We start from the raw sequence: 25,742 nt of genomic DNA, 5'->3' as shown, positions 1-25,742 counted from the left end.
TCTTCTTGTATAACAGATTTTATTTTTTAACATTTTTTTATAGTACAGTTTACAATCCTCTCTTTTTCCGTTCATAAAAAGTTCAAAATACAACACAATAAAACCCTAAAAATCCAGACTTCACAATATCTTAACATTTACCCGTTTTTCAGGTGACATTTATCACTTTTAAACTGTTATACTAAATGTAAGATATAAACAGTAAAACAGTTTAATGTTTTCTATAAATTGAAGAGGTGAAAAATGATGGAACAATGGCAAGGGTTTGATAAAGGAACTTGGACGAAAGAAGTCAATGTTCGAGATTTTATACTTAGAAATTATAAGCCTTTTGAAGGAAATGATTCTTTTTTAGCTGATGCAACTGAAGCTACAAAAAACCTTTGGGACCAGGTAATGGAATTAACAAAGCAAGAGCGTGAAAACGGTGGTGTCCTTGATATGGACACAGAAACTGTTTCTACAATTACTTCACATGGGCCGGGTTACCTTAATGAAGACCTGGAAAAAGTAGTTGGAGTACAAACTGACAAACCATTTAATCGTTCATTACAGCCCTTCGGCGGAATACGGATGGCTAAAAGCGCATGTGAAGCATACGGTTACCAATTGAATCCTGAAATTGAAAGAATTTTTACAGAATACCGTAAAACTCACAATCAGGGTGTTTTCGATGCCTATACTGATGAAATGATGCTTGCTCGTAAAGCAGCGATTATTACCGGACTTCCAGACGCATACGGTCGTGGACGTATTATCGGTGACTACCGTCGTGTAGCTTTATATGGTGTAGACTTTCTAATCCAGCAAAAGCAACTAGATAAAAAAAATACAAGTACGGTAATGACCGAAGACAATATGCGTATACGTGAAGAAATTGCAGAGCAAATACGTGCTTTACATGAACTAAAGGAATTAGGTACTAGCTATGGTTTCGATCTGTCTCGACCTGCTGCTAACACACAAGAAGCATTCCAGTGGCTATATCTCGGATACCTTGCAGCCATTAAGGAACAAAACGGTGCAGCAATGAGTCTTGGACGAGTATCAACATTTTTAGATATTTATATTGAGAGAGATTTACAGGCTGGCACAATCACAGAAGAGGAAGCACAAGAAATCGTAGATCACTTTATTATGAAGCTTCGCTTAGTGAAATTTGCCCGTACTCCTGATTATAATGAATTATTTAGCGGTGACCCTACATGGGTAACAGAGTCTATAGGAGGAATTGCACAGGACGGTCGCTCTCTTGTTACAAAAAACTCCTACCGTTTCCTTCATTCACTAGATAACTTAGGACCAGCTCCGGAGCCAAATTTAACCGTTCTATGGTCTCCACAGCTACCTGAAAACTTCAAAAAGTATTGTGCAAAAATGTCGATTAAAACAAGTTCTATTCAATATGAAAACGATGATTTAATGCGTCCTGAATACGGCGATGATTATGGAATCGCCTGCTGTGTGTCCGCGATGGAAATTGGAAAGCAAATGCAGTTCTTCGGTGCGCGAGCGAATTTAGCAAAAGCTCTTCTTTACTCCATCAACGGTGGTGTGGATGAAAAATTAAAGATTCAAGTTGGTCCACAGTATATGCCAATTACAGCAGAAGTACTGGACTATAAAGAAGTTATGCAACGCTTTGACCAAATGATGGAATGGTTAGCAGGTTTATATATTAATACTCTAAATGTTATCCATTATATGCATGATAAATACAGCTATGAACGCATTGAAATGGCTTTACACGATACAAAAATACTTCGTACTATGGCAACTGGAATTGCTGGCTTGAGTGTAGTCGCTGACTCATTAAGTGCCATTAAATATGGTGAAGTGAAAGTAATCCGTGATGAAAATGGTATTGCAGTTGACTTTGAAATTAAGGGGGATTTCCCTAAATACGGAAACAATGATGATCTTGTTGATAGTATAGCAGTTGAAATTGTTGAGACCTTTATGAAGAAATTACGCAAACATGCAACCTATCGCGATTCATTTCATACCTTATCTGTTTTAACCATCACTTCAAACGTGGTCTATGGAAAGAAAACTGGTAACACTCCTGATGGACGCCGTGCGGGAGAACCTTTTGCTCCTGGTGCCAATCCAATGCATGGTCGTGATACAAAAGGAACTTTGGCATCTTTATCATCTGTTGCAAAAATTCCATACAGTTATGCGATGGATGGAATTTCCAACACTTTCTCCATTGTACCAAAAGCACTAGGAAAAGAAGAAGAGAATCAAATTCGCAACCTTGTTTCTATATTAGATGGCTATGCCATTAAATCTGGACATCATCTAAATGTTAACGTCTTTAATAGAGAAACTTTAATCGACGCAATGGAACATCCTGAGCTGTATCCACAATTAACCATTCGTGTTTCTGGTTATGCGGTAAACTTTATTAAATTAACTAAAGAACAACAGCTTGACGTTATTAATCGGACTTTCCATGAGTCATTATAAAAAAGCAAACTGAGGCCAATTCAAATACAAATGAGTCAGCCTCCCTGAAAAATGAAAGGGGATATTATCATGATTGGAAATGTACATTCCATTGAAACTTTAGGAACAGTTGACGGACCTGGAATAAGATTCGTGATTTTTACACAAGGCTGCTTATTACGGTGCCAATTCTGTCATAACGCAGATACTTGGGAAATCGGCTCAGGTAAGCAAATGACTGTTCCTGACATAATGGAAGATCTCATGAGTTATCTCCCCTTCATTCAGGCTTCAGGTGGCGGTATTACTGTTAGTGGTGGTGAACCCTTATTACAAATTCCTTTCCTTACTGCACTATTCAAGGAGTGCAAAAAGAAAGGGATTCATACCACTATAGATTCTTCCGGAGGCTGTTTCTCCCATTCTAAGCTTTTCATCGAACAGCTTGAAGAGCTATTGCTTTACACAGATCTCGTCCTTCTAGACTTGAAGCATATTAACCGGAAGAAACATATTCTGCTTACAGGAATGGCAAATGATCACATTCTTGAGTTTGCGAAATTTTTATCTGAACGAAAAATACCAATCTGGGTGAGACACGTTCTTGTCCCAACAGTTACAGATGATCAAGATGATCTGCAGAAACTCGGAGAATTCATCGGAACCCTTGTAAATGTTCAGAAGGTTGAAATTCTTCCTTACCATAAACTTGGGGTTTATAAATGGGAAACACTTGGACTTGAATATCCTCTCAAGCATATAGAACCACCAGCAGAGGCTAAAGTAGAATCTGCCTATCAGATGCTAACAGCTCATTGGAGGGCTCCAATAGAGAAAAAATAACGTTTAACGAGGCTGATTCTATCATAAAAGACTGACCCCGTCTTATAAGGTGTCAGTCTTTTTGATATTAATGTTCTTTATCTAGATTCACCAGTACATCCATAATTTTGGCATGTTCTTTGTCTGCTACATCATTTGAGATAACATCCTCCTTAGTTAAATCACTAATCGCCTCGTATTCAGCATATAATGCCTGCCTTAAGAGTATATTTTTTTGATTTTCTTTTAATTCAGTATGATCCTGATATAATTTTTGAATTTGCTTTTCAACGGATTCCTTTTTATCTTTATACTCCTTAACAAGCTCATTAGAAAGTGATTCTGTGATAAAAAGCCTCTTCCTCACTTTGTGAATTTCTTCAATTGCAGCTTCATATTGATGAATTTTGGTTATTAAATACTCATATTCACTGGCCGCTTCTACTTTTGGATTTACACCAAGGAATTTGATTAGTGTTTTAACAGATAAGCCTTGAACGACTAGGGAGAAGAAAACCACGAAAAAGGTTAAAACTAGTAACTCGTCTCTTCCTTTGAAATCGTAAGGAAGGCTTAATGCAAGTGCAATTGATAATGACCCCTTTAGTCCACCCCAATTAATGATATGTTTCCAGGAATGAGGAAAATTTTTGATGAATGCTAAACTTGCATAGACTGCCACACTTCTCGCTACCAAAACAATGACTATTGCTGCAAAAATTATTCCCCATTTATTAAAAATCCCAATTCTTGTTATTTCGAGTCCTACCATTAAAAAAACAATTGAATTCGCTAGTAAAGCAGCAACATCCCAAAAATTCCCGATATTTAGTTTAGTAGTAGGCGTCATTCCAATTTTAGCTCCAAAATTCCCGAAAATCATAGCTGCGACAACAACAGCTATTACTCCGGATGCATGTATACTTTCTGCTAAAAGATAAGAACCATAAAATAAAATAATACTGAAAATAATCTCAAGAGGATAATCATCATAGAACTTTGTTAAGATCGAAAATCCATATCCAAGTGCACCGCCGATTATTAAGCCAAGGAATATAACTTTCACAAAAGTCCATGCTCCTAGACCTAACCCCTCCCACCCTAAGTCTATATAGGTTAATAAATAAAACGCAGAAAGTTGAAAAAGTACTACCGCCATTCCATCGTTGAATAAGCTTTCTCCTTCCACGACAATTGCCAATTTTTTATTTACACCAATGCTTTTAAAAATACTTAAAACACTTACCGGGTCTGTAGCACTCATCAATGCTCCAAATACAAAGGCCGCTGTAATAGTTAATCCCAAAAGATAAAAGGTTGATAAACCAACAATAAGAAACGACAATAATGTTCCACCAAATGCCAGAGAGATAATAGGTATCTTATTGGTCTTTAACTCACCAAAAGGTAGTTTTAATGATGCTTCACCTAACAGAGCTGGTAAAAACAAAGTGACAATAACAAAATGGAATACTTCTCCTTGTGTAATAAAGTATTTTAATGGTTCTAAAGCAGGAAAATTCATTAAACCAATCAAAGCCCCTACTATCACTAAAGCAATAGGGTATGGTTGCTTAAATTTCTTGGCAATTGCTGTAATACCCGCCGCTATCATAACTAGAAATAAAGACATAACAAAGATGTGATGCAAATCTAGATGCTCCACGTGACACCACCTTACTCTATTTATAAAAAAGTGAAGTATAATCCTATTTAATATTTACAATAAATCAAAACTTAAACAACAGACTCTTAATAAGGTTGATAAAACTTTAGCAAACTCTTCATAAACTGGTATTTTGGCAAACAATAAATTGATTCTTTACCTATTCTCCTTTATACTCATATCATTGGCATTTAAAAGAGGTGATTATTTTTGTTTCAATTACTCATCGACCATTCAGATATTCATGCCTTAAACGCGCTATACGTCAGTATATATGTAGGTATAACATTAAAATTTTTATGGGCATGGGGCGTTGAATATTCATTTAGTGGTTCTCAAACAAATCCTGCTGACACAAAAATGATCCAGCCTTTGTTTTTTTACCGAAAAAAAAGCTGTTTAAATGGCAATATGATTTTAAATAGAATTGTTAAATATATTCGTAGAAAAGAATGTTCTAAGGATGACTCTGAAGAACCTATTTCCTTCCTATATTCATAAAAAAAACACTTACACTTTAGGAGGAAATATGAAAACGAAACGTTCTTCACTTATAATTATCTCTATTCTGACTATTACTACATTCTTATTATCTGCTTGCTCAGCTCAGACTCAAAGCGGTAAAAATGACGGATTTTTTCATACTTATTTTGTAAATCCATTTTCATTTACTATTCATTCAGTAGCAGATTTTTTTGGTGGGAATTACGGCTTAGCGATTATTCTTGTAACCTTGATTATTAGACTTGTCCTAATGCCATTAATGTTAAAACAATATAAGAACCAAATGGCTATGAAAGAAAAAATGGATGTACTAAAACCTGAGATGGATGTTATTCAAAAGAAAATGAAGTCCGAAAAAGATCCAAAGAAAAAACAAGAACTTCAAGCAGAAATGATGGGCCTTTATCAAAAGCATGGTGTCAATCCACTAAATATGGGCTGTTTACCTATTCTCATCCAGATGCCTATCTTAACCGGCTTCTATTATGCGATTAGAGGTTCGGAGGAGATTAAGACACACGAATTTTTATGGTTTAGTCTTGGGCATCCTGATATCGTTATTACCATTATTGCTGGGCTAATTTATTATTTTCAATTTAAAGTATCCCAATCCAATATGCCCACTCAACAGCAGGAACAAATGAAATATATGGGCTTGCTTTCTCCATTAATGATTGTCATGTTTTCCTTTAATGCACCTGCCGCTCTCCCTCTTTATTGGGTTGTCGGGGGAACATTTTTAATTGTTCAAACCTATATTAGTCGTAGCCTTTATCAAAGCAAAAAACCTGAAGTACAGGTTAAACAAAAATAAAAATAACAAAAAGATGCCTGGTATAAGTACCAGGCATCTTTTTATTTTTGCAGTTTCATGATTAAATCAGTTTTTATTTTTGGCCATTCTTCGGTTAGGATACTGAAATATACAGTATCTCTAACATAACCATCAGCAATGATACGATCTTTACGGAGGACACCCTCTTTTACAGCACCTAACCGAGCGATTGCATGCTGTGATCTACTATTTCGGGAGTCTGTCTTTAACTGAACACGTGTCATGTTCCATTTTTCAAAGGCATGAGTTAGTAGTAAAAATTTACATTCTGAATTAACTTTCGTTCGCCATACGTTTGGGTGGTACCAAGTTGATCCTATTTCCACACTTTTATGCGCTGGTAAAATATCCAGGAACCGAGTACTGCCAATAATATGATGATCATTATCAAAAACAGTAAATGTGTATTGGGTACCAGCTTCCCTATCTTTTATTGCTAATTTAATCATTTGCTCCATTTCTTCTTTTGAACGGATCTTACTAGCTGTAAAAGACCAAATTTCCACCGGTTTTGCCGCTTCCCACAAACCATCTAAATGGTCCAAACTAATTGGAATTAGCCGTACTGTTTCACCTTCTAGTGAAAAGAGTTCACCCCATAATGTCATTTTGTTTCTCCACACCCTTCTAAAACATCTATCTTTTCAATACCCATGGTAATAAAAAAGACCGTAGGCAATGCCTCACAGTCCTCATGAACTTAATTATACATCTTGAAAGTAATCCTTGTAAAAGCCACCGACTTTGCCAGTATTATCAATGATATAATAAAATTCTTCTGTTTCATTTTTCACTTCATAAATTTTCCCAGCTGTCAGTGCATTGTTGACCAGGTATTTCTCCGCATCTGTATGAACGCATTTTACTTTCTTAACGGTTTCCCGCTCACGCCATGATAAATGAATCATTGTTGCCATCGTTCCTTTCCGTCTTTGTCCAATTATTAGTATAATCAATACAACCCTTGATACGCAACAATATCCATTCATCTACCCTTCAAAAAAATTAATGCTTTGCCACTACATTTCTAGCATTCTCTCGTAGGCGGTATTTTTGAATTTTTCCTGATGCTGTCATTGGAAATGCCTCTGTAAACTCAATGTAGTAAGGGATTTTATGCTTAGAAATCTTACCCATACAATATTCCTTAATCTCCTCTGCAGATGCTTTTTCTCCCTCTTTTAATATTATCCATGCCATAACTTCCTCACCGTACACTTCGTCTGCAACACCTATTACTTGAATATCGAGTATTTTCGGATGGGAATAGAGAAACTCTTCAATTTCACGGGGATAAATATTTTCTCCTCCTCTGATAATCATATCCTTCAAACGACCTGTAACCTTGCAATATCCATTTTCATCCATAATAGCTAAATCACCTGTATGTAACCATCCATCCTGATCTATTGCATCATTTGTTGCTGCTAAATTTTTATAATATCCTTTCATCACATGGTAACCTCTTGTACATAATTCCCCCTGCACACCTCGTTGCACTTCTCGGTTTGATCCAGGTTCAACAATTTTCACCTCAACGTTTGGAAGTGCTTTCCCAACGGATTCGACTCGTAATTCAATTGGATCGTCAGTCCTGGTTTGGGTAATGACTGGTGAAGACTCTGTTTGTCCATAAGCAATCGTTATTTCCCTAACACCCATTTTTTCAATGACAGCCTTCATTACCTCAATCGGACAGTTGGATCCTGCCATAATACCCGTTCGTAACGTTGATAGGTCATAATTATCAAAATCCGGCTCATTCAGTTCTGCGATAAACATCGTTGGCACACCATGGAGCCCGGTACACTTTTCGTCTTGAACCGTTTGAAGCACTTTTTTTGGATTAAAATCTTGAACTGGGACCATTGTTGCACCGACAGAAACACATGCCATCGTACCAAGGACACAACCAAAGCAATGAAAAAAAGGAACAGGGATACAAAGCCTGTCTTCAACAGTCAGTTTCATACAATTAGCTATATTAAATCCATTATTGACGATGTTGTAATGTGTGAGCATAACACCTTTTGGAAATCCAGTAGTCCCTGAGGTATACTGCATATTAATCACATCATCAGGCTCTAGGGAGTCCATCCGTCGGTTTAATTCTTCATCGGTGACCTCTTCACCCAATAGCATGATATCCTCCCAGGAAAAGGCACCTGGATACTTCTTATCACCAAGAACAATTACATTCTTTAGAAAAGGAAGTCTGCTGCTTTTTACCTTCCCAGGTTCTGCGGTCTTCAATTCAGGAACAATTTCATAAATCATATCTATATATGATGAATCCTTCCAAATATCCATTAAAAGAATGGTAGTAGAATCAGATTGTTTTAATAAATACTCGAGTTCAGCTGTACGATAGTTTGTATTCACAGTAACCAAAACAGCCCCCATTTTACCTGTAGCAAATTGGGTTACAAGCCATTCAGGAGTGTTACTCGACCACGCTGCTAATTGTTCCCCTTTTTCTATACCAAGCTTCATAAAGCCCTTAGCCGCTTTTCTACAAATACTGTCAAATTCACGATAGCTCCATCTTAAATTTCGGTCTGAATAGATTACTGCTGTATGGTCTGGATGTAATTCTGCTTTTTCTTCTAATAATTTCCCAATAGTACAATTCAATAAAGCTGTCATTTCTTCATCCCCCTCAGTACAAGTAAACCAAGCGACAAATTAAAACGCTTTCAAAAGTATGTTACCACATTTATAAGAATATTCAATATTTTTAAAATATATTTTCCCTTTTTTTACAAGTGTGTGATCCTTAAAAAAAATGATAAATAAGGGTTCTCAAAGTGGATGAAAACCATTACAATAATAAAAACTGAATATTCAATCCACTTTCCAAGGAGGCCTTCTTAACTTGAAAATTATGAGTAACGAGCAATTGGTCGTTTCGTATCGGGATGCATTAAAGTCAGGTAAGGAAAAGGAATGGATTAAAATTTTAAAAGATGAGATTCAACGTCGTGGACTAAGGCCGTTTAAAAAACGTTAATTTTTTTGCATTGAAAGACCGCTGAAACATGTATCAGCGGTCTTTTATCATATTCACCTTGGAATCAAGATTTCCTGTTATGAGTGGCGGTTGGTATAGATATACTCACTTTTGTTCCAATTCCTTCTTTACTTTCAATTAATATTGACCCATTGTATTTTATTACTAGCTGCTTAGCAATGGAAAGGCCTAACCCTGTACCACCGTTTTCACGAATACGCGCTTTATCTACTCGATAAAATCGGTTAAACACGTCTGGGATATCCTCATTAGCGATTCCAATCCCATGATCTGAAACAGATACAATTACCTCACCCTCATCTCGGACTGCGGAGATAGAGATTGTTTTATCCTCATTAGAGTACTTTATTGAGTTATCTAATAAAATGATTAATATTTGTTCAAAATGATGCTCTGCCATATTAATCATCGGTAAATTCTTTTCCATTTTAATTTCAAACTGATAATCTGGATGAATGATTTCTAATTTACTAATTATTTTTAGAGCAAGATCAACTATATCTGTTTTTTCAACAGTAACAATCCTTTGATTTTCTGCACGTGTTAATACTAAAAGGTCGTTAATTAACTTTTTTAGTCTTGATAGCTCTTGTAATGAAGCATCTAATGATTCTTCTAGTATAACAGGATCTTTTTTCCCCCAGCGATTTAATAAGGATAGGTGACCCTCAAGAATAGAAACAGGTGTCCTAAGTTCATGAGAGGCATCCTCTACAAATTGTTTTTGGGCTTGAAAGGATTTTTCTATTTCATCCATCATCTCATTAAACACATTTGTAAGTTCAGTTAAATCATCCTTTTGTTTATAGACTTCCACTCTTCCCTGAAAGCCATCTTCCTTTATTTTTTTCATTCCTCTTGCTAACCTTCTAACAGGTTGCAGCAACTGTTTAGCAAGGAATAGGCCGCTAATGGCACTAAAAAGAATTGCTGCAACTCCAAAAATAGTCATTACCCAAAAGAGATTGCTCATCATTTTATGATAATTATTTAAATGACGGACAACCTCTAATGTCCCCTTAAATTTGTCTCCATTGATTGGGTATCTGGCTACAAAAGCCTCTTTTCCTTCAATTGATATCCTATCTGTTGTACTAACTCTCGTAGGAACGGGCTCCAGTACAGGAAAGTTACCGTTTTTATCAGAAACAAGAATATTACCTTTACTGTCATAAACTCGAATTAATTGGTCTTTATCATTCATGTTCCTTAAAAATTCTTCAGTATCAATAATATCAGTCCGTGTTAACGTTTCTGCCTTTGCCTTATAAAAGGTAGCAATATCTGTAATCGTCCGATTAATAGCAATTTCCTCGCGATTCATCATCCATTTCGAAACTGTATGATATTCTAAGAAACTAAACAGAAAGAACGTAAGAAAAATAGCTGAAGAACCACTTAGCACCAGTTTGGTTTGCCATGGCAATCTATTAAACATTAGTGTTATTTTATTAATCATCTCATTACATATCCTGTACCGCGTACTGTACGGATGTAACTTTCATTAACCTGGTCATCTATTTTGTTTCTTAAATAACGGACATAAACATCTACTACATTTGTTTCAACACCAGTACTGTAACCCCAGACTTTATTTAATAGAACTTCTCTTGTTAACACAATGTTAATATTACTCATAAAAATGACTAATAAGTCGAACTCTCGCTTAGTAAGACCAATAATTTTTCCTTGCTTTTTTACAATACATGATTCAAGTTCAACTTCTAAATCTTTAAAGGTGAGCGTTGTTAATTCATTTGAATTGATTGCATCGATTCTTCGAAACAAGGACCGTAATCTAGCTAATAACTCTTCAATTGCAAATGGCTTAACTATATAATCATCCGCTCCGCTATCTAATCCAGAAACACGATCGAGTACACTGTCTCTTGCAGTTATCATAATAATCGGAATCGTTTTATTCGCCTGCCTAATTCTACGGCACACCTCCATACCATTTAATTCTGGAAGCATTAAATCAAGTAAAATGGCATCCCAATTTTGGGAAAGAGCCGATTCTAATCCACTTCTTCCATCTGCTGTGACTGTGGTATTATAACCTTCATGATTCAGTTCAAGCTCAATAAATCTAGCTAAATTCTTTTCGTCTTCAATAATTAGTATATTTTGCATATTTCCACGCTCTCAATTCATTTTTGCTTACTATTTTAACTGATGTTTGTCTTTAAAAAAATCAATAAATGCATGAAGAATTTCAACTGATTGATATGATATGAGAGAAAGTGCTGTTAAAGAGAAAAATCCAACCATAATTAGTCTAACCCATAACATGTAACATTCCTCCTTACTATACATTTTGAAACATAAACATGGAATATTTGATAGTGAAGAAGTAGGTGTAGTTGTAGGATTAATAATATTATTTTACTTTTTTGAAAGGAGACCTTGATGAGAAGGAGATTAGAATTTTCTTAGAAAATAAACGAAATAAGAAAAAGGCTGACCCATTTTATGAGTCAACCTCTACTTAACCGCGCTTAAAAAATTACATGAATTTATTTGTTTCCAATTGCGGTCGGAAGGATAGTTCATTAAGCTTATTTTCAACTTTTTCAGCTGCATCAACCGGGTTATCGGCAAAAATATCGTAGAAATCTCCTTCGTATTCTTGTCTTGCATGATCATAACGAGGGTCGTAATAATATTCCAGTAAAATTCGAATCAATTCGTGATAGTTTTTTTCATCTAAATAGTCCATTAGTTTGCTTCTTACTTCCAAATCCCTGACTCGCTTTAATACCTTCTCCAAATTACTAAATATTTTACTCTCATACCATGGTTCATTCTCATATGGCAGAACATATTCAGAAATAAGTTGCTTCACTCTTTGTTCAAGCGGAGAATGAATGTAAATATTAATGCCTTTAAACTTGGTATCCATTAGCTCTTCAGGTTGTACAGCTTTTCCAATTCGTTTACTTTCAGCCTCAACAAGAAAATAATCTGATCCTTGTATTTCCTGAAGCCCTTTAAATAAGAGTGAGTCAAATGTTTTTTGATTATGGCCCTCACCTAGACCAATGGTGCCAAAAATTGACCCACGATGCCCAGCCATTTCTTCAAGATCTAAAATTGGATAACTCCTTTGTTTCAGAATCTTTAGCACCTCTGTTTTTCCAACACCTGTCATTCCATGGATTACTACTGCATTTTGGGGAATTATTGTCGGTATTTTTTCAAGTATGTGGTGTCTATATGCTTTATAACCACCGACTAAACGCCATGCATATATCCCAGCAAACTCCAAAAAAGTCACAACTGCATTACTTCGCATCCCACCACGCCAACAATGGATGACTAATTCTCCATTGGTATGATGGTCTTTAATTGTATGTAACAATTCAGGGATTTTAGGTGAGACAAGTTCCATTGCTCTCCACTTGGCTGCTGCCTGACCTTCATGCTTATAAATAATACCAATCTCATGCCGCTCTTCATCTGAAAACAATGGCACATTAATTGCTCCAGGTATCGCACCGTCTTTAAATTCAATCGGCGAACGTATATCAACTATAATTGGGTTCTTTAGCGTAAAAAGATCTTCAACTGTAATTTCTTTCATCTATATTGCACTCCTAGAGTATAATGGGTCAAGCCCATAAAATATTTGTTTAGAAACAAACAAAACTTCCACAACGGGAAGTTTCAAACATAAAAAGACCTATCGAACGAATTTCTAAATGAGTTTAACTATATAACAATATTATATAGGAGTTAGATTTCACTATCAAGAAGTAGAATATGCCTATCGTAGCATTACACTCCAATTATCGAAATGGTGTACCTGTTAGCCTTTCAACTACCTGACAGAACTTATCCCAATTTGCTGGATAGTATTCTACCCCTTCACTTTCGTAAATTTTTCCCTTAGTTTTTAATTTAACGGACCAGTACTTTCCTCCGAGGATAATACCTGTCTCTTTATGATAACAAGGTTTCCAATCCCATAGATTGATCGAAAAGATCTCTCTTTTGAATACATCTAAACTTCCTGGTTTAGCCATATTAATATTTGAAAATGGCTGACCATACCTATTGGATTTCCATTCTAATGAGGCAAATCTTTTTTTTCAAAATTAACACGTACCTGATAAGAAATTCCACATATGCCCTCTTGCGTAGCAATCAAGAAAATGGGACTTTTATCTGGATGAATTGACAGGACCGTTTCATAAACCTTCATTATTCCCCATCCTTATAATAAGGCTAACATTCTAATAAAATCATCAACCAAATTATAGTAAAAATAGCTTCTCCCTGCTGTAACAAATGACACGAACAAAAAAGTCTACTCTTAAAAAAAGAATAGACTTTTTTTACTAGATAATCTTCGATTCTTGTTTAAAGCTGGACATCAGCCCTTCCATTTCGTTCAGATTGTTTGTCTCAAATAAATCAACAATTTTACTCCCTACGATTACTCCATCACAGTGTTTGGTTAACTCATTTATTTGCTCTCCACTGGAAATTCCAAAACCAGCAAGCACCGGTATTAGACTAATTTCTTGTACCGCCTTTAGAAATTGATATAATTCAGCATCATATTCATTCCTTACCCCCGTTATTCCCTTCACGGTTACGGCATATAAAAATCCATTACCCTTACTGGATATTAATTTGATTCGCTCCATTGGAGTAGTTGGAGTGACTAAGCGAATTAACTCCACTTCAACATTCTCTAGATTTGGTGCAATTATGTCCTCCTCTTCAATCGGAAGATCTGGAATAATGCATCCGTCGACACCTGCATCACTTATCTCTTTAACAAAAGCCTCAATCCCAAAAGAATATATTGGATTTAAGTAGGTCATTAGTATAATAGGTATAGATACAACCCTACGTGCCTTTGCCACTTCTGAAATAATTCCTTTTAATGAGGTACCACTTTCTAGTGCTCTTATCCCAGCCCGTTGAATGGTTGGCCCGTCAGCCACTGGATCTGAAAATGGTACACCTAGTTCAATTGCAGTTGCTCCAAATTTCTCTAATACTACCATCCTATTAACTAAATTATCTAATCCTCCATCCCCAGCCATTATGTAGGGAACGAACGCCTTTCTATTATTTCTTTTTAATAAAGAAAAGGTATGTTGTAATCGATTCATTTTATTTCTCCCCTTCAATCCTATTTTTCACAGTATCAACATCTTTATCTCCACGTCCTGATAAACAAACGACAATATTTTCTGTAACTTGCATTTCAGCTGCAAGTTTTACAGCAAAAGCTACAGCATGTGAACTTTCTAAAGCTGGGATAATTCCTTCTAGCTTCGATAGAAGACGAAAAGCGTCAAGTGCTTCATTATCAGTAATAGAATGATAGTTTGCTCTACCGATGTCCTTTAAATAGCTATGCTCTGGTCCAACACCTGGATAATCAAGACCAGCAGATATCGAGTGCGCTTCTTGAATTTGACCATTTTGATCTTGCAGTAAATACATTAATGCACCATGTAACACTCCTGGTTTCCCCTTTGTTAGAGAAGCTGCATGATATTCTGTATCCACTCCCTGTCCTGCTGCTTCTACTCCATAGAGACTAACCCTTTCATCCTCTATAAATGGATAGAACATCCCGGCTGCATTACTTCCTCCACCGATACATGCTACCACGGCATCCGGAAGGACACCTTGGGATTGTAAAAATTGCTCCTTGGTTTCGTTACCAATAACACTCTGAAAGTCTCTTACCATCTGAGGAAATGGGTGAGGTCCCATAACTGATCCTAATAAATAATGGGTATCATCCACATTTGCCACCCAGTATCTTAGGGCTTCATTAACGGCATCCTTTAATGTTGCACTACCTGATGTAACACTAATAACCTTTGCACCGAGTAATTCCATCCGAAAAACATTTAACGCCTGCCTTTTGATATCTTCCTCCCCCATGAAGATAATGCAATCTAGGTTTAATAGTGCACACACAGTTGCCGTTGCTACACCATGCTGCCCCGCTCCCGTTTCAGCCACTATTTTTCTTTTTCCCATTCGTACTGCAAGTAATGCCTGACCAATAGCGTTATTAATTTTATGGGCACCTGTATGGTTTAAATCTTCTCTTTTTAAGTAAATCTTGGCTCCACCAGCATATTTTGTAAGATTTTCAGCAAAATATAAGGGCGTTTCTCTGCCGACATAGTCCTTTAATAATCGATTAATCTCTTCTTGGAAGCTCGGATCACTTTTTACCTTCCTATAAGCTTCATCGAGTTCAATCACTGCTTTCATGAGTGTTTCCGGAACAAATCTCCCTCCAAATTTTCCATAATGTCCTTTTTCATTCGGTAATGTATATGTGTTCATTTTCTTTTCCTCCCATTAAACTGCCTTTTACCTTATCAATAAAGGCTTTCATTTTAGTCAGATCCTTCATTCCATTCGTTTCTACTCCAGAGCTTACATCTACCATAACCGGTTTGATGATGTGGATTGCCCGTTCAACATTTTCGATATTTAGTCCACCTGCAAGGATTACTTTTTTTCCGTCAATTAATGTTTGATTCACTTTATCCCATTCAAATGTAGTTCCATTTCCACCTCTATATTTACCTTTTGGACTGTCGAGGAGAATATAGTCACTAGGAAAATTAGCCATATTTTCCAAACTCTCGTTGTTTTGAAAACTAAATGATTTAATAACAGGTAAGGATAGTGTTTTAGAAAAAGCAGCTGTTTCGTCACCGTGTAATTGAATATGAGTAAGGCCAACAGAAGCAGCTATTTTTTCTATTTGCTCTTTTGTTTCATTTACAAATACACCTACCTTATAAACTTGTTCGGGTAGTTTCAAAACAATTTCTTTTGCCTTTTCTACTGAGATCCTTCTTTTACTTTCAGCAAATACAAGCCCTAATGCATCTGCACCAAATTGAACAGCAGCCATTCCAGTAAATTCATCTGTTATCCCACAAATCTTAACTTTCATTTTCTAACCTCTTTTAATAAGGGCAAACGGAAGTTTAAAAATGATTGTTTCACATCCAGGCTTTTCATTAACGCCTCACCCACTAAGATGCCGTTTGCTCCTGAATCCCTAACTCTCTCAACATCCTCTTGAAGGAAGATTCCACTTTCACTTATCAGAAAGGCTCCAGAGCTTTTGACAGCAGATGCCAACTTTTCTGTTACCTCTAGGGAGACATGAAAGGTCTTTAAGTCCCGATTATTTATTCCAATTAGTTTTGCTCCTGTCTTAAGCGCTTGTTCCAGTTCTACTTGGTTATGAACCTCAACCAATACCTCTAAGCCTAAATCAGTAGCATATTGATAAAGCTCAACTAGTCTTTCATTACTTAAAGCTGCAACAATTAATAAAATAATATCTGCACCATTTGCTGAGGCATGATCAATTTGAATGGGATCAATGATAAAGTCCTTACATAGAATTGGCAGATCAACGGTCTTACGGACTGAAGTTAAATCGGAAAATGAACCCTTAAAAAACGTTTCATCTGTTAATACAGAGATGGCTGAAGCCCCATAATCCTCATATAATAATGCCTGGTCTGAAGGAAGTGTAGTATTATTAATGATTCCTTTAGAAGGTGATGCGCGTTTAAATTCAGCAATTATCGATACTTCATCCGCAGTCTGCAGTGTTTTAATAAGTGATCTTTTCTTCTGTCTCGGATCCCGTAATGGACGATTTCCTTCACGAAGAATAAGAATTTCTTTCTTTTTCTGTTCAATAATTTTATCTAAAATGGTTTCCATTTAAATTGCCTCCTTCTGTCCTGCAGCTTTGGTCTTTACGATCAAGTTGGTCAGTTTTTCATATGCAGCACCTGTATCAATCATTTCTCTAGCTATTTCAATCCCCTTGTTAATGGTGTCTGCTTTACCCGCTGTAAAGATTCCGATGCCAGAATTAAGTAACACCGTGTCCCGGTGAGCACCCTTTTCTCCTTTTAACACTTTCAGCAGAAGTTCAGCATTTTCTTTTGAATCTCCACCCTTAATACAATTATTATCGTATTGTGGAAGGTTAACATCTTCTGGAGTAAGTGTCTGGTTGGTAATGCTTCCTTCCTCTAATAAGGTGATGTAGTTCTCTCCTTGAAGAGAGGCTTCATCCATAAACCCTGCTCCATTTATGACTGAAGCACGCTTACGCCCAAGCTTATTTAGAACTTCTGCAAACACTGGTAGTAAATCTCTTCGATACACGCCAAGTAATTGATAGTCTAATTCCATAGGATTTGTAAGTGGTCCAATAAAATTAAAAACTGTTGGGATTTTTAATTGTTTTCTTACAGTCATGACTTTTTTCAATTTCGGATGCACATTCGGAGCAAATAAAAACGATACACCAATTTCCTGAAGGACTTCTTCCGTCCTTTCTGGTGACAAATTCAAATTTATACCTAGATACTCTAGAACATCCGCACTCCCCGTCTTGCTTGAAACACTTCTATTTCCATGTTTTGCAACCGGAATACCTGCACTAGCAATAACAAAAGCAGAAGTCGTACTGATATTAAAGCTAGAGGAGCCATCTCCTCCGGTTCCGCAATTATCTAGTACACCTGAGAATTTCTTCTTAAACGTCAAAGTATTTGCTTTCATTGCTTTTACAATACCTGTAATTTCTTCCACTGTTTCGCCTTTTGATTTCAACCCCATTAAGAAGGCAGCAATTTCTGATTCAGAAACCTCTTCACCTAAAATAAAGTCTACAGCTTCTTGCATTTGATTTTCTGAGAATGACTCTCTTTCAGCTAATTGGAGTAAGAAATTTTTCATTTCCATTCATCCTTTCTATTTCATGTAAGAAGTTTTTTAATATTTTTTTCCCAGATGGTGTTCCAATGGATTCTGGATGGAATTGCAATCCGTAAACAGGATATTGTTTATGCTTTATTGCCATCACTACTTCGTCGTCACTTGATAATGCAATACATTGCAGTTGTTCTGGTAGACTGTCCTTATCAATGATCAGTGAATGATAGCGCATGACTTCTATTGGGGCAGGCAGGTCATGAAATAGTTCTCCACCATTATGTGTAACCATTGATGTTTTCCCGTGTTTAATGACATTTGCCCGTTGGATGATCCCACCAAAGGCGGCTCCAATAGCTTGGTGGCCAAGACAGATACCTAAAATCGGTATATCTTTATAAAAGTTTCTAACTACTTCCATACAAATTCCTGCATTCTCGGGCTTTCCTGGGCCAGGAGATAAAATAATCGCTGTAGGGTTTAATTCTTTGACTTGTTCAATATTCAGCTGATTATTTCTATAAACAAGAATTTCCTTACCTAACTCACCGAAGTACTGATAAAGATTAAACGTGAATGAATCGAAGTTATCAATCAATAAAATCATTTCTCGCCCTCCAGGAAAGAATTTAGTTTATTCAATGTCTCTTGATATTCTGACTCTGGATTTGAATCAAAAACAATCCCTGCACCAGCTTGGATGTAAGCCGTTCCTTCTTTTAGAATTAAGGTTCGGATCGCAAGAGCAAAATCCATGTTTCCATTTGCAGATAGATAACCAACCGCTCCTGAATAGAGACCGCGTTTTGATTTTTCCAATTCATTTATTATTTCCATTGCTCTAACCTTTGGGGCACCAGATACAGTACCAGCAGGAAGGCAAGCGGCAAGTGCATCAATGGCTGATTTCTCTGGAAGCAGATTACCGGTTACTTCAGAGACTAGATGCATGACATGGCGATATTTTTCAACAGCCATATACTTATTTACATGGATGGATCCAAATTCACAAACTTTCCCTAAATCATTTCTCCCAAGATCAACCAGCATCTTATGTTCCGCAAGTTCTTTTTCATCCTGTTGTAATTCCAGTTCAATTAATTGATCTTCCTTACTGTTTTTTCCTCGTTTTTTAGTACCTGCAATTGGATTGGAAATTACTTTCCTCCCTTTTGTTTTAATAAGGCTTTCAGGGGACGAGCCAATTACCGTATAACTATCGAATTCAATATAGAACATATACGGAGTGGGATTGTGGGCTCGATGTGCACGATAAAGGGATAAAGGATTTCCGTTAAATGGTGACCTCATTCGCCTTGATAGCACTACCTGAAAAATATCACCTGCTAGAATATGCTCCTTTGCCCTTTCAACATTTTTAATAAATTCATCTTTTGATATTTCTGAAACAAAATCAGACAAATGATATGGCTCATCATCTTGATAAAAGGTAGGTTGTTTGATCTCCTCAATTCTTTGTGCTACCCTTTTTTCTATATTTCTTAAATCACCATTAGGTGAAAGTGGAAAGCCGCAAATCAATATCTTTTCTTCCAAGTGATCAAATACGATAATTTCCTCATAAATCATTAAATGAACATCCGGCATTTCCATACCATTCGGGTATTCCTCACCTATGATTTCAAACTGCCTGATGATGTCATATCCTACATAACCTATAGCTCCCCCAATAAACGGAAAGGGAAATTCCTCATATGTTTTTGCTGGGAGCAAATCCTGTAGTACTCGAAGAGGATTTCCTCTTACAACCTCATTTTGGCCGTTTCGTTGTTTGATTTCATTATGATCTCCCCTAGAAATAAGTTCATAGGCTGGGTCTACACCAATAAACGAATAGCGCCCCGAGTCATTATATTTATGTGAGCTTTCCAGTAAGAATTTCTTCGTACCCTTAATTTTCTGTAGAATAGAAATGGGTGTATGGGTGTCCCCCTTGATTTCTTTTATAATAAGATTTGTTTTTGTTTTCATAAATGAATAAACCCCTTTCCATGAAATAAAAAAAATCGTCCTCTATATGCGTAACGAATTACGCATATAGAGGACGATTCTAAGACCGCGGTGCCACCTCCCTTGAAGTGGATGTACATATTCCACTTCCTCTTTTCGGGTACAGAATGATTCGATACCCTATCCTTTTAACGGTGGAACTCCGTTCATCCCTACTTTATTGTTCAAGATGCCTCTTACAAGTCCATTCCACAAGTTTATTCTTATCGGGCTCTCACCTCCCCCGACTCTCTGAAAAGAAGAAAAACATGTGTACTCCTCTTGCTCAACGATTTACATTATTTAATTTTTTGAATACAAAAAGGGCCCCCCATCCAAAAAGGACGGGAGACCCGTGGTGCCACCTTCATTAGCTAATAAATTAGCTCGCTTTACCGATATCGAAGCAAATGCTTGAATATCTGTCTCTTGTAACGACGAGATTTTCGCCAAAGCCTACTGACCATATAGGAGTTCGGTTTGGAGGCTCAGAAGTCCATTCACTTGTACGTCTTCACTGATTTGCACCAACCATCAGCTCTCTATGGAATCCGTAAAAGTTACTACTCTTCGTCAATGCCCTTCATTCATTTTATTGTTTATTATATTATTATACATCTACATCTTATGTCAAGAATATTATTAAAAAAAATTTCGAAATATAAACTTTATTCACTAAATTAACCTTCCATTAAAAGGATTTTAGTTTGGAGTTTTTTTAATTTAAAAGTGAGAATATTAACGGTAGAAAATAATTTAAGGCGGGATAGATGATAAATGGAACATATTGAACATTTATGCCAGAATCCAACGGCTGCAAAGAAGAAATCAGCTACTGGAAAAAAGGGATCCAGTGAGGTATCAAACCAAAAGTGGGCAATTATCTCATTGTCGTCTATTCCTTTGGTTATGACCTTAGGAAATTCAATGTTGATTCCTGTATTACCTTCAATGGAAAAAAAATTATCAATTTCGTCCTTTCAAACAAGTATGATCATCACGGTCTACTCTATTGTGGCGATTTTTTTAATTCCTGTTGCAGGTTATTTATCTGATCATATTGGAAGAAAAAAAGTAATCATACCGAGCCTAATTATTGCGGGAATTGGCGGTATTATTTCTGGCTGGGCTGCTTGGAAATTAGATTCTGCCTATTGGTTAATTTTACTTGGACGTGCACTTCAAGGAGCTGGAGCAGCTGGAGCAGCACCAATCGTACTCCCCCTTGTTGGAGATATGTTTAAAAACGAGGATGATGTAAGTAGTTGTTTAGGACTTATTGAAACCGCTAATACCTTTGGTAAGGTACTTAGTCCCATTCTAGGAGCATTTCTTGCTGGCTTTATTTGGTTTCTTCCCTTCTTCTCCATCCCAGTATTTTGTGCTATATCTGTTATTATGATGTTATTACTAGTTAAATGTCCTAAGACTACAGAGAAACCGATACCCTTCAAACAATTCTTTATCAATGTAAAAAAAACCTTTACAGAGAAAGGTCGTTGGCTTTATGCCATCTTTTTTATTGGAGGGATCCTTATGCTCGTTCTTTTCGGGATCTTATTTTATCTATCAGAAGTCTTTGAAAAGGAGTATGACATTAAGGATGTTAAAAAGGGCTTTTTTTTAGCCTTGCCCCTTGGGGCTCTTTGTTTGTCATCGTTTATTAGCGGGAAGGTAATTAAAAAAAATAAAGTTTTAATGAAGTGGCTGACCTTTATCGGGATTATAGCTTCAGCATTTTCCATTGCAGCGTTATGGTTTTCAATAAACCTATGGTATATGCTCTCTATGTTCTTAATAAGTGGAATTGGAATTGGAGTCAGTCTCCCTTGTCTCGATGCTCTAATTACTGAAGGCATTGAAAAAGAAGAACGGGGTACGATTTCCTCGATTTACAGTTCAATGAGGTTTATTGGAGTCGCTGCTGGTCCCCCAATTATTGCGTTATTGTTAAAGCAATCAAGTCATTGGATATTTATATTATTAAGCAGCTTAAGTATTTTGGCTGCAATTGCTGCTTTAATGTTCATTAAGCCTCAATCAGAAGCTCAGAGTTGATAACAAAGAAGCGGACTCAATATGGGAGTCCGCATTCTTAAAGTTATTTAATTGGTTTTTTAAGGAAACCGATCAATAGTGCAGCTACAATTGACCCAATAAAAATAGCAAGTGCATAAAGGAGGGCGCCACCCTCAACCAATGGGACAACGAATATTCCTCCGTGTGGTGCACGTAGTCCTATACCAAAAGCCATTGAAAGCGCACCTGCGATGGCTGAACCAGCCATAACTGAAGGGATGACTCGAAGCGGATCAGCCGCTGCAAATGGAATAGCTCCTTCAGTAATGAAAGATAATCCCATAACATAACATGCTTTTCCAGCGTCTCTATCTTGGTCATTAAATTTATTTTTAAATAATGTCGTTGCAATGGCAATCGCTAGTGGTGGCACCATTCCAGCTGCCATTATTGCTGCCATTGGCCCATAAACACCACTTGCCAATAAACCAGTTCCAAAAACATATGCTGCTTTATTAACTGGGCCTCCCATATCAAAGGACATCATTAGCCCCAGGACAATCCCTAATAAAACTGCATTTCCTGTTCCTAGACCTGTTAACCAATCTGCAATCGTACCATTTAACCATGCAACTGGCTTATTTACGACATACAGCATGATAAACCCTGTAATCGCAATACCAAAAAGTGGGTAAAGCAGAATACTTTTTATGCCTTCTAATGAACGTGGAAGCCCGGCAAATATTTTCTTAAGAAGAAGTACGACATAACCTGCTAGGAAACCTGCTACTAAGCCTCCTAGAAAACCTGCTCCCCCACTTGCAGCCATCATTCCGCCGACCATACCTGGAGCAAAGCCAGGACGATCAGCTATGCTAAGTGCAATAAATCCTGCAAGGACAGGGACTATTAGCCCAAAGGCATTACCACCACCAATGGTCATTAATGCCTCAGAAATCTGGTTATATGATGGATCATCTGGCTTAAATGAGTTATACCCAAACATGAAACAGATGGCAATTAATATCCCACCACCCACAACAAATGGTAGCATATTAGAAACACCGTTCATTAGGTGCTTATAAAATCCAGTACGTGAACCTTTTTTCTCAGATTCTTGATTACTATTATTCCCATTTCCATGGTAAATTGGTGCATCTTCTTTTATGGCCTGATCAATTAATTGCTGTGGACGACGGATACCCTCAGCAACAGCGGCTTGGATAACGTGCTTACCTTTAAAACGTTCCATTTCAACATTGATATCTGCAGCAATAATGACAGCCGTAGCCTGTTTAATTTCCTCCCTAGTAAGGATATTTTTCGCTCCGCCAGAACCATTGGTTTCAACTTTAATATCTATACCCATTTCCGCAGCTTTTGCTTTTAATGAATCGGCTGCCATATACGTATGGGCAATCCCTGTTGGGCAGCCCGTAACAGCTACAATGAAGTTCTTCTTATTAGGGGCGCTTGTTTCTTTCTTTTCCTCTTTATCATATCGATTAATGGTTTCAATAATTTCTTCTGGTGTTGTTGCCTTTAGAAGCTCGTAACGCACTTCAGCTTTCATTAATAATCCTGAAAGCTTTGCTAATGCTTCTAAATGTGTATTATTTGCACCTTCAGGGGCAGCAATCATAAAGAATAAATGTGCTGGTTTACCATCAAGTGATTCATAATTTACACCGGAAGCTGATTTACCAAATACAATAGCTGCTTCCTTCACAACTTTAGTTTTGGCATGCGGAATGGCAATACCATCACCAATTCCTGTGGTGCTTTGCTCTTCCCGTTTTAAAATAGCTGCTTTAAATTCTGAAGCGTCTGATATTTTATCAGCTTTTAATAAAGTATCAACAAGCTGATTTATCGTTTCTTCTTTATGATTTCCCTCAATATTTAATAGAATCGTATTCTTTGATAATAATTCTGTAATTTTCATTATTTACCCTCCCCCATCTTTATCTCTCTTAAACAAACTTGTGGAAGCAGTTCTTCTACTTTTTCCTTTGTACAAAGTCCTAATGAAAATGCTGTTGCACTTCCTGAAGCAATACTATAACGAAATGCCTCTTCAATATTTGAAGTAGATTGGTAGGCGGCTAAAAATCCTGCCACCATGGAATCCCCGGCACCAACTGAGTTCTTCACAATCCCTTTTGGTACCTCTGCAAATAATACAGTATCCTTATTGATCAAAACTGCACCATCTCCTGCAAGTGATACGATTACATTTTTCGCACCCATCTCTACCAGTTTTTCAGCATAGGGTACGGCTTCTTCCGCACTAGAAATATCTGTATTAAACAGTTCGCCTAACTCGTGATGATTAGGTTTTATAAAGAATGGTTGGTAAGGTAAAACTTTTTTTAATAGGGCTCCCTCCGCATCAACTACAAATGAAGTTCCATTTTCCTTACATATTTTCACAAGCTCTTCATATGTAGTTTCTGGTAAAGATGAAGGGATGCTTCCTGCCAATACTAACAGATCGTTTGAATCTAGCTTTCCGATTTGGGATTTTAATAGTTCGAAAGCATCTTCAGAAATGTTAGGTCCTTTTGCATTGATTTCTGATTCTTTTCCTGTCTTTAGTTTAATATTGATTCGAGTATCTTCTGAAACCTCAACAAAATCTGTTTCAATATCTTCACTTTGAAGAAATTGGTTAATATACGTACCAGTAAATCCACCAATAAAACCTAGCGCCTTACTTTTTGTCTCAAATTGTTTTAAAACCCTAGAAACATTTATTCCCTTCCCACCTGGAAACTTAGCTTCACTAACTGTTCGGTTTAATTCACCTAGTTGAAAGCTTTCAAGTTGAACAATATAGTCAACCGATGGATTTAAAGTTAATGTGTAAATCATGCTGTCACTACCTTTATTGATGTTTTATTTCGATATTGCTCCTGAGTTTCATCTTCTAAATCATTGGTAATAATGGCGGCTTCATGTATATCAGCAATTTTTGCAAACGATATTTCAGCAAACTTTGTATTATCTGCTAAAATATAGGCCTCTCTTGAAAGTGATACTGCCTTTTGCTTTACCATTGCCTCTTCTTGGTCAGGTGTGGTAAAGCCAAGCTGTGGGTGTATACCATTAACCCCCATAAAGCATTTATCAAAGCGATAAAGATTAAGACTCGCTAAAGCACCTCTTCCAATAAACGCATTGGTGTTTGGCTTTATTAATCCACCAATCAAGTAAGTAGAAATACCTTTATTTAGTAACGGTGGTAAGTGCATTAGTCCGTTTGTTACTACGACAATATTTTTATTAGGTAAAAATTCAATCATTTCCATTACAGTTGATCCAGCATCCAGATAAATAGTGTCCCCTTCTTCGACTAAACCAGCTGCATATTTCGCAATCTGTCGTTTTTCTTGAAGGTTTTTGGAAGATTTCTCAATCATACTTGGCTCTTGAAGCTTGCCTTGTAATCTTGAGGCTCCACCATGGATTCTCTTTAGGAACCGTTGTTCTTCTAGCTGAGAAAGATCTCTTCGGATAGTTGATTCGGAGGACTTCGTCAGATCCATTACCTCTTGAATTTTAACAATGCTTTTTTCTTTTAATAATTGAAGAATAATTCGATGCCGTTCTGGTGTTAACACTTCAATCACCTTCAACTTGTATATTTGTTATTATCATAC

General features: G+C 36.7%; 24 protein-coding genes and 2 other annotated features. Of the genes, 6 read left to right on the top strand and 18 right to left on the bottom strand.

The features are described 5' to 3' along the window. Positions 1-246: 246 nt before the first annotated feature. Together pflB and pflA are read left to right on the top strand one after the other, a co-directional pair. Positions 247-2,472, top strand: a complete 2,226-nt coding sequence (gene pflB / locus AA0X95_RS13140) for a formate C-acetyltransferase (RefSeq protein ID WP_413310020.1) — start codon at positions 247-249, stop codon at positions 2,470-2,472. 69 nt (positions 2,473-2,541) lie between these two features. After that, positions 2,542-3,294 (top strand): pyruvate formate-lyase-activating protein, encoded by a 753-nt coding sequence (gene pflA / locus AA0X95_RS13135; RefSeq protein WP_413309504.1) that lies wholly within the window; start codon positions 2,542-2,544, stop codon positions 3,292-3,294. 67 nt (positions 3,295-3,361) lie between these two features. On the opposite strand, the gene AA0X95_RS13130 is transcribed toward pflA, so the two are convergent. Beyond that, positions 3,362-4,939, bottom strand: a complete 1,578-nt coding sequence (locus tag AA0X95_RS13130) for a cation:proton antiporter (protein ID WP_413309502.1) — start codon at positions 4,937-4,939, stop codon at positions 3,362-3,364. A 210-nt stretch (positions 4,940-5,149) separates the two neighbouring features. Between AA0X95_RS13130 and AA0X95_RS13125 the strand changes: the two genes are divergently transcribed. Both AA0X95_RS13125 and yidC read left to right on the top strand, forming a co-directional pair. Continuing rightward, positions 5,150-5,440: a hypothetical protein gene (locus AA0X95_RS13125; protein WP_413309500.1), complete on the top strand. Its 291-nt coding sequence runs from the start codon at positions 5,150-5,152 to the stop codon at positions 5,438-5,440. A 28-nt stretch (positions 5,441-5,468) separates the two neighbouring features. Next, positions 5,469-6,257: a membrane protein insertase YidC gene (yidC, locus tag AA0X95_RS13120; RefSeq protein ID WP_413309498.1), complete on the top strand. Its 789-nt coding sequence runs from the start codon at positions 5,469-5,471 to the stop codon at positions 6,255-6,257. A gap of 41 nt (positions 6,258-6,298) precedes the next feature. On the opposite strand, the gene AA0X95_RS13115 is transcribed toward yidC, so the two are convergent. From AA0X95_RS13115 to AA0X95_RS13105, 3 genes are all read right to left on the bottom strand, one after another. Further along, the gene (locus AA0X95_RS13115; RefSeq protein WP_413309496.1) at positions 6,299-6,886 is read right to left on the bottom strand and encodes a GNAT family N-acetyltransferase; all 588 of its coding nucleotides are present in this window, start codon (positions 6,884-6,886) and stop codon (positions 6,299-6,301) included. Positions 6,887-6,982: 96 nt separating this feature from the next. Then, positions 6,983-7,186, bottom strand: a complete 204-nt coding sequence (locus AA0X95_RS13110; RefSeq protein ID WP_413310018.1) for a DUF6501 family protein — start codon at positions 7,184-7,186, stop codon at positions 6,983-6,985. A gap of 97 nt (positions 7,187-7,283) precedes the next feature. Next, positions 7,284-8,924, bottom strand: coding sequence for an AMP-binding protein (locus tag AA0X95_RS13105; RefSeq protein ID WP_413309494.1), 1,641 nt, complete (start codon positions 8,922-8,924; stop codon positions 7,284-7,286). Between the two features lie 238 nt (positions 8,925-9,162). On the opposite strand from AA0X95_RS13105, the gene sda reads away from it, so the two are divergent. Continuing rightward, positions 9,163-9,288, top strand: coding sequence for a sporulation histidine kinase inhibitor Sda (gene sda, locus AA0X95_RS13100; protein WP_413310016.1), 126 nt, complete (start codon positions 9,163-9,165; stop codon positions 9,286-9,288). A 64-nt stretch (positions 9,289-9,352) separates the two neighbouring features. Here the strand turns inward: sda and AA0X95_RS13095 are convergent, their stop codons facing one another. From AA0X95_RS13095 to trpE, 11 genes are all read right to left on the bottom strand, one after another. Further along, entirely contained in the window at positions 9,353-10,768 is a 1,416-nt protein-coding gene (locus AA0X95_RS13095) for an ATP-binding protein (protein ID WP_413309492.1), read from the bottom strand. Further along, a complete protein-coding gene (locus AA0X95_RS13090) occupies positions 10,765-11,442 on the bottom strand; it encodes a response regulator transcription factor (RefSeq protein ID WP_413309490.1) in 678 nt (225 codons plus the stop codon). Before AA0X95_RS13090 ends, AA0X95_RS13095 begins: the two co-directional genes overlap by 4 nt. A gap of 30 nt (positions 11,443-11,472) precedes the next feature. Next, positions 11,473-11,601 (bottom strand): hypothetical protein, encoded by a 129-nt coding sequence (locus AA0X95_RS13085; RefSeq protein ID WP_413309488.1) that lies wholly within the window; start codon positions 11,599-11,601, stop codon positions 11,473-11,475. A 214-nt stretch (positions 11,602-11,815) separates the two neighbouring features. Further along, positions 11,816-12,892, bottom strand: coding sequence for a tRNA 2-selenouridine(34) synthase MnmH (gene mnmH / locus AA0X95_RS13080; protein ID WP_413309486.1), 1,077 nt, complete (start codon positions 12,890-12,892; stop codon positions 11,816-11,818). A gap of 757 nt (positions 12,893-13,649) precedes the next feature. Then, positions 13,650-14,435: a tryptophan synthase subunit alpha gene (trpA, locus tag AA0X95_RS13075; RefSeq protein ID WP_413309483.1), complete on the bottom strand. Its 786-nt coding sequence runs from the start codon at positions 14,433-14,435 to the stop codon at positions 13,650-13,652. A 1-nt stretch (position 14,436) separates the two neighbouring features. Beyond that, positions 14,437-15,636 carry a tryptophan synthase subunit beta gene (gene trpB / locus AA0X95_RS13070; RefSeq protein ID WP_413309481.1) on the bottom strand — a complete coding sequence of 400 codons (1,200 nt, stop codon included), beginning with the start codon at positions 15,634-15,636 and terminating at the stop codon, positions 14,437-14,439. After that, a complete protein-coding gene (locus tag AA0X95_RS13065; protein WP_413309479.1) occupies positions 15,611-16,258 on the bottom strand; it encodes a phosphoribosylanthranilate isomerase in 648 nt (215 codons plus the stop codon). Before AA0X95_RS13065 ends, trpB begins: the two co-directional genes overlap by 26 nt. Next, positions 16,255-17,046: an indole-3-glycerol phosphate synthase TrpC gene (gene trpC, locus AA0X95_RS13060; RefSeq protein ID WP_413309477.1), complete on the bottom strand. Its 792-nt coding sequence runs from the start codon at positions 17,044-17,046 to the stop codon at positions 16,255-16,257. The genes AA0X95_RS13065 and trpC overlap by 4 nt, the downstream gene beginning before the upstream one ends. After that, positions 17,047-18,075 carry an anthranilate phosphoribosyltransferase gene (gene trpD / locus AA0X95_RS13055; RefSeq protein ID WP_413309475.1) on the bottom strand — a complete coding sequence of 343 codons (1,029 nt, stop codon included), beginning with the start codon at positions 18,073-18,075 and terminating at the stop codon, positions 17,047-17,049. It abuts the gene before it with no gap. After that, positions 18,047-18,658: an anthranilate synthase component II gene (locus AA0X95_RS13050; RefSeq protein ID WP_413309473.1), complete on the bottom strand. Its 612-nt coding sequence runs from the start codon at positions 18,656-18,658 to the stop codon at positions 18,047-18,049. The genes trpD and AA0X95_RS13050 overlap by 29 nt, the downstream gene beginning before the upstream one ends. Next, on the bottom strand, positions 18,655-20,043 hold the full coding sequence (gene trpE / locus AA0X95_RS13045) for an anthranilate synthase component I (protein ID WP_413309471.1): 1,389 nt from the start codon (positions 20,041-20,043) through the stop codon (positions 18,655-18,657). Before trpE ends, AA0X95_RS13050 begins: the two co-directional genes overlap by 4 nt. Before the next feature lie 66 nt (positions 20,044-20,109). Next, positions 20,110-20,360 (bottom strand) — a binding site (T-box leader). Positions 20,361-20,398: 38 nt separating this feature from the next. After that, positions 20,399-20,647, bottom strand: a binding site (T-box leader). A gap of 191 nt (positions 20,648-20,838) precedes the next feature. Here trpE and AA0X95_RS13040 point away from each other — a divergent pair. Beyond that, a complete protein-coding gene (locus tag AA0X95_RS13040; protein WP_413309469.1) occupies positions 20,839-22,119 on the top strand; it encodes an MFS transporter in 1,281 nt (426 codons plus the stop codon). 43 nt (positions 22,120-22,162) lie between these two features. Here the strand turns inward: AA0X95_RS13040 and AA0X95_RS13035 are convergent, their stop codons facing one another. The 3 genes from AA0X95_RS13035 to AA0X95_RS13025 are packed head-to-tail and all read right to left on the bottom strand — an operon-like array spanning position 22,163 to position 25,703. Next, on the bottom strand, positions 22,163-24,025 hold the full coding sequence (locus tag AA0X95_RS13035) for a fructose-specific PTS transporter subunit EIIC (protein WP_413309467.1): 1,863 nt from the start codon (positions 24,023-24,025) through the stop codon (positions 22,163-22,165). Further along, positions 24,025-24,954: a 1-phosphofructokinase gene (gene pfkB, locus AA0X95_RS13030; protein ID WP_413309465.1), complete on the bottom strand. Its 930-nt coding sequence runs from the start codon at positions 24,952-24,954 to the stop codon at positions 24,025-24,027. Before pfkB ends, AA0X95_RS13035 begins: the two co-directional genes overlap by 1 nt. After that, positions 24,951-25,703, bottom strand: coding sequence for a DeoR/GlpR family DNA-binding transcription regulator (locus AA0X95_RS13025; RefSeq protein WP_413309463.1), 753 nt, complete (start codon positions 25,701-25,703; stop codon positions 24,951-24,953). Before AA0X95_RS13025 ends, pfkB begins: the two co-directional genes overlap by 4 nt. Positions 25,704-25,742: the final 39 nt, after the last annotated feature.

The organism is Neobacillus phoenicis (assembly GCF_047302305.1).
Lineage (GTDB): Bacteria > Bacillota > Bacilli > Bacillales > Cytobacillaceae > Neobacillus.
This window is presented reverse-complemented; position numbering and strand designations above follow the sequence as displayed.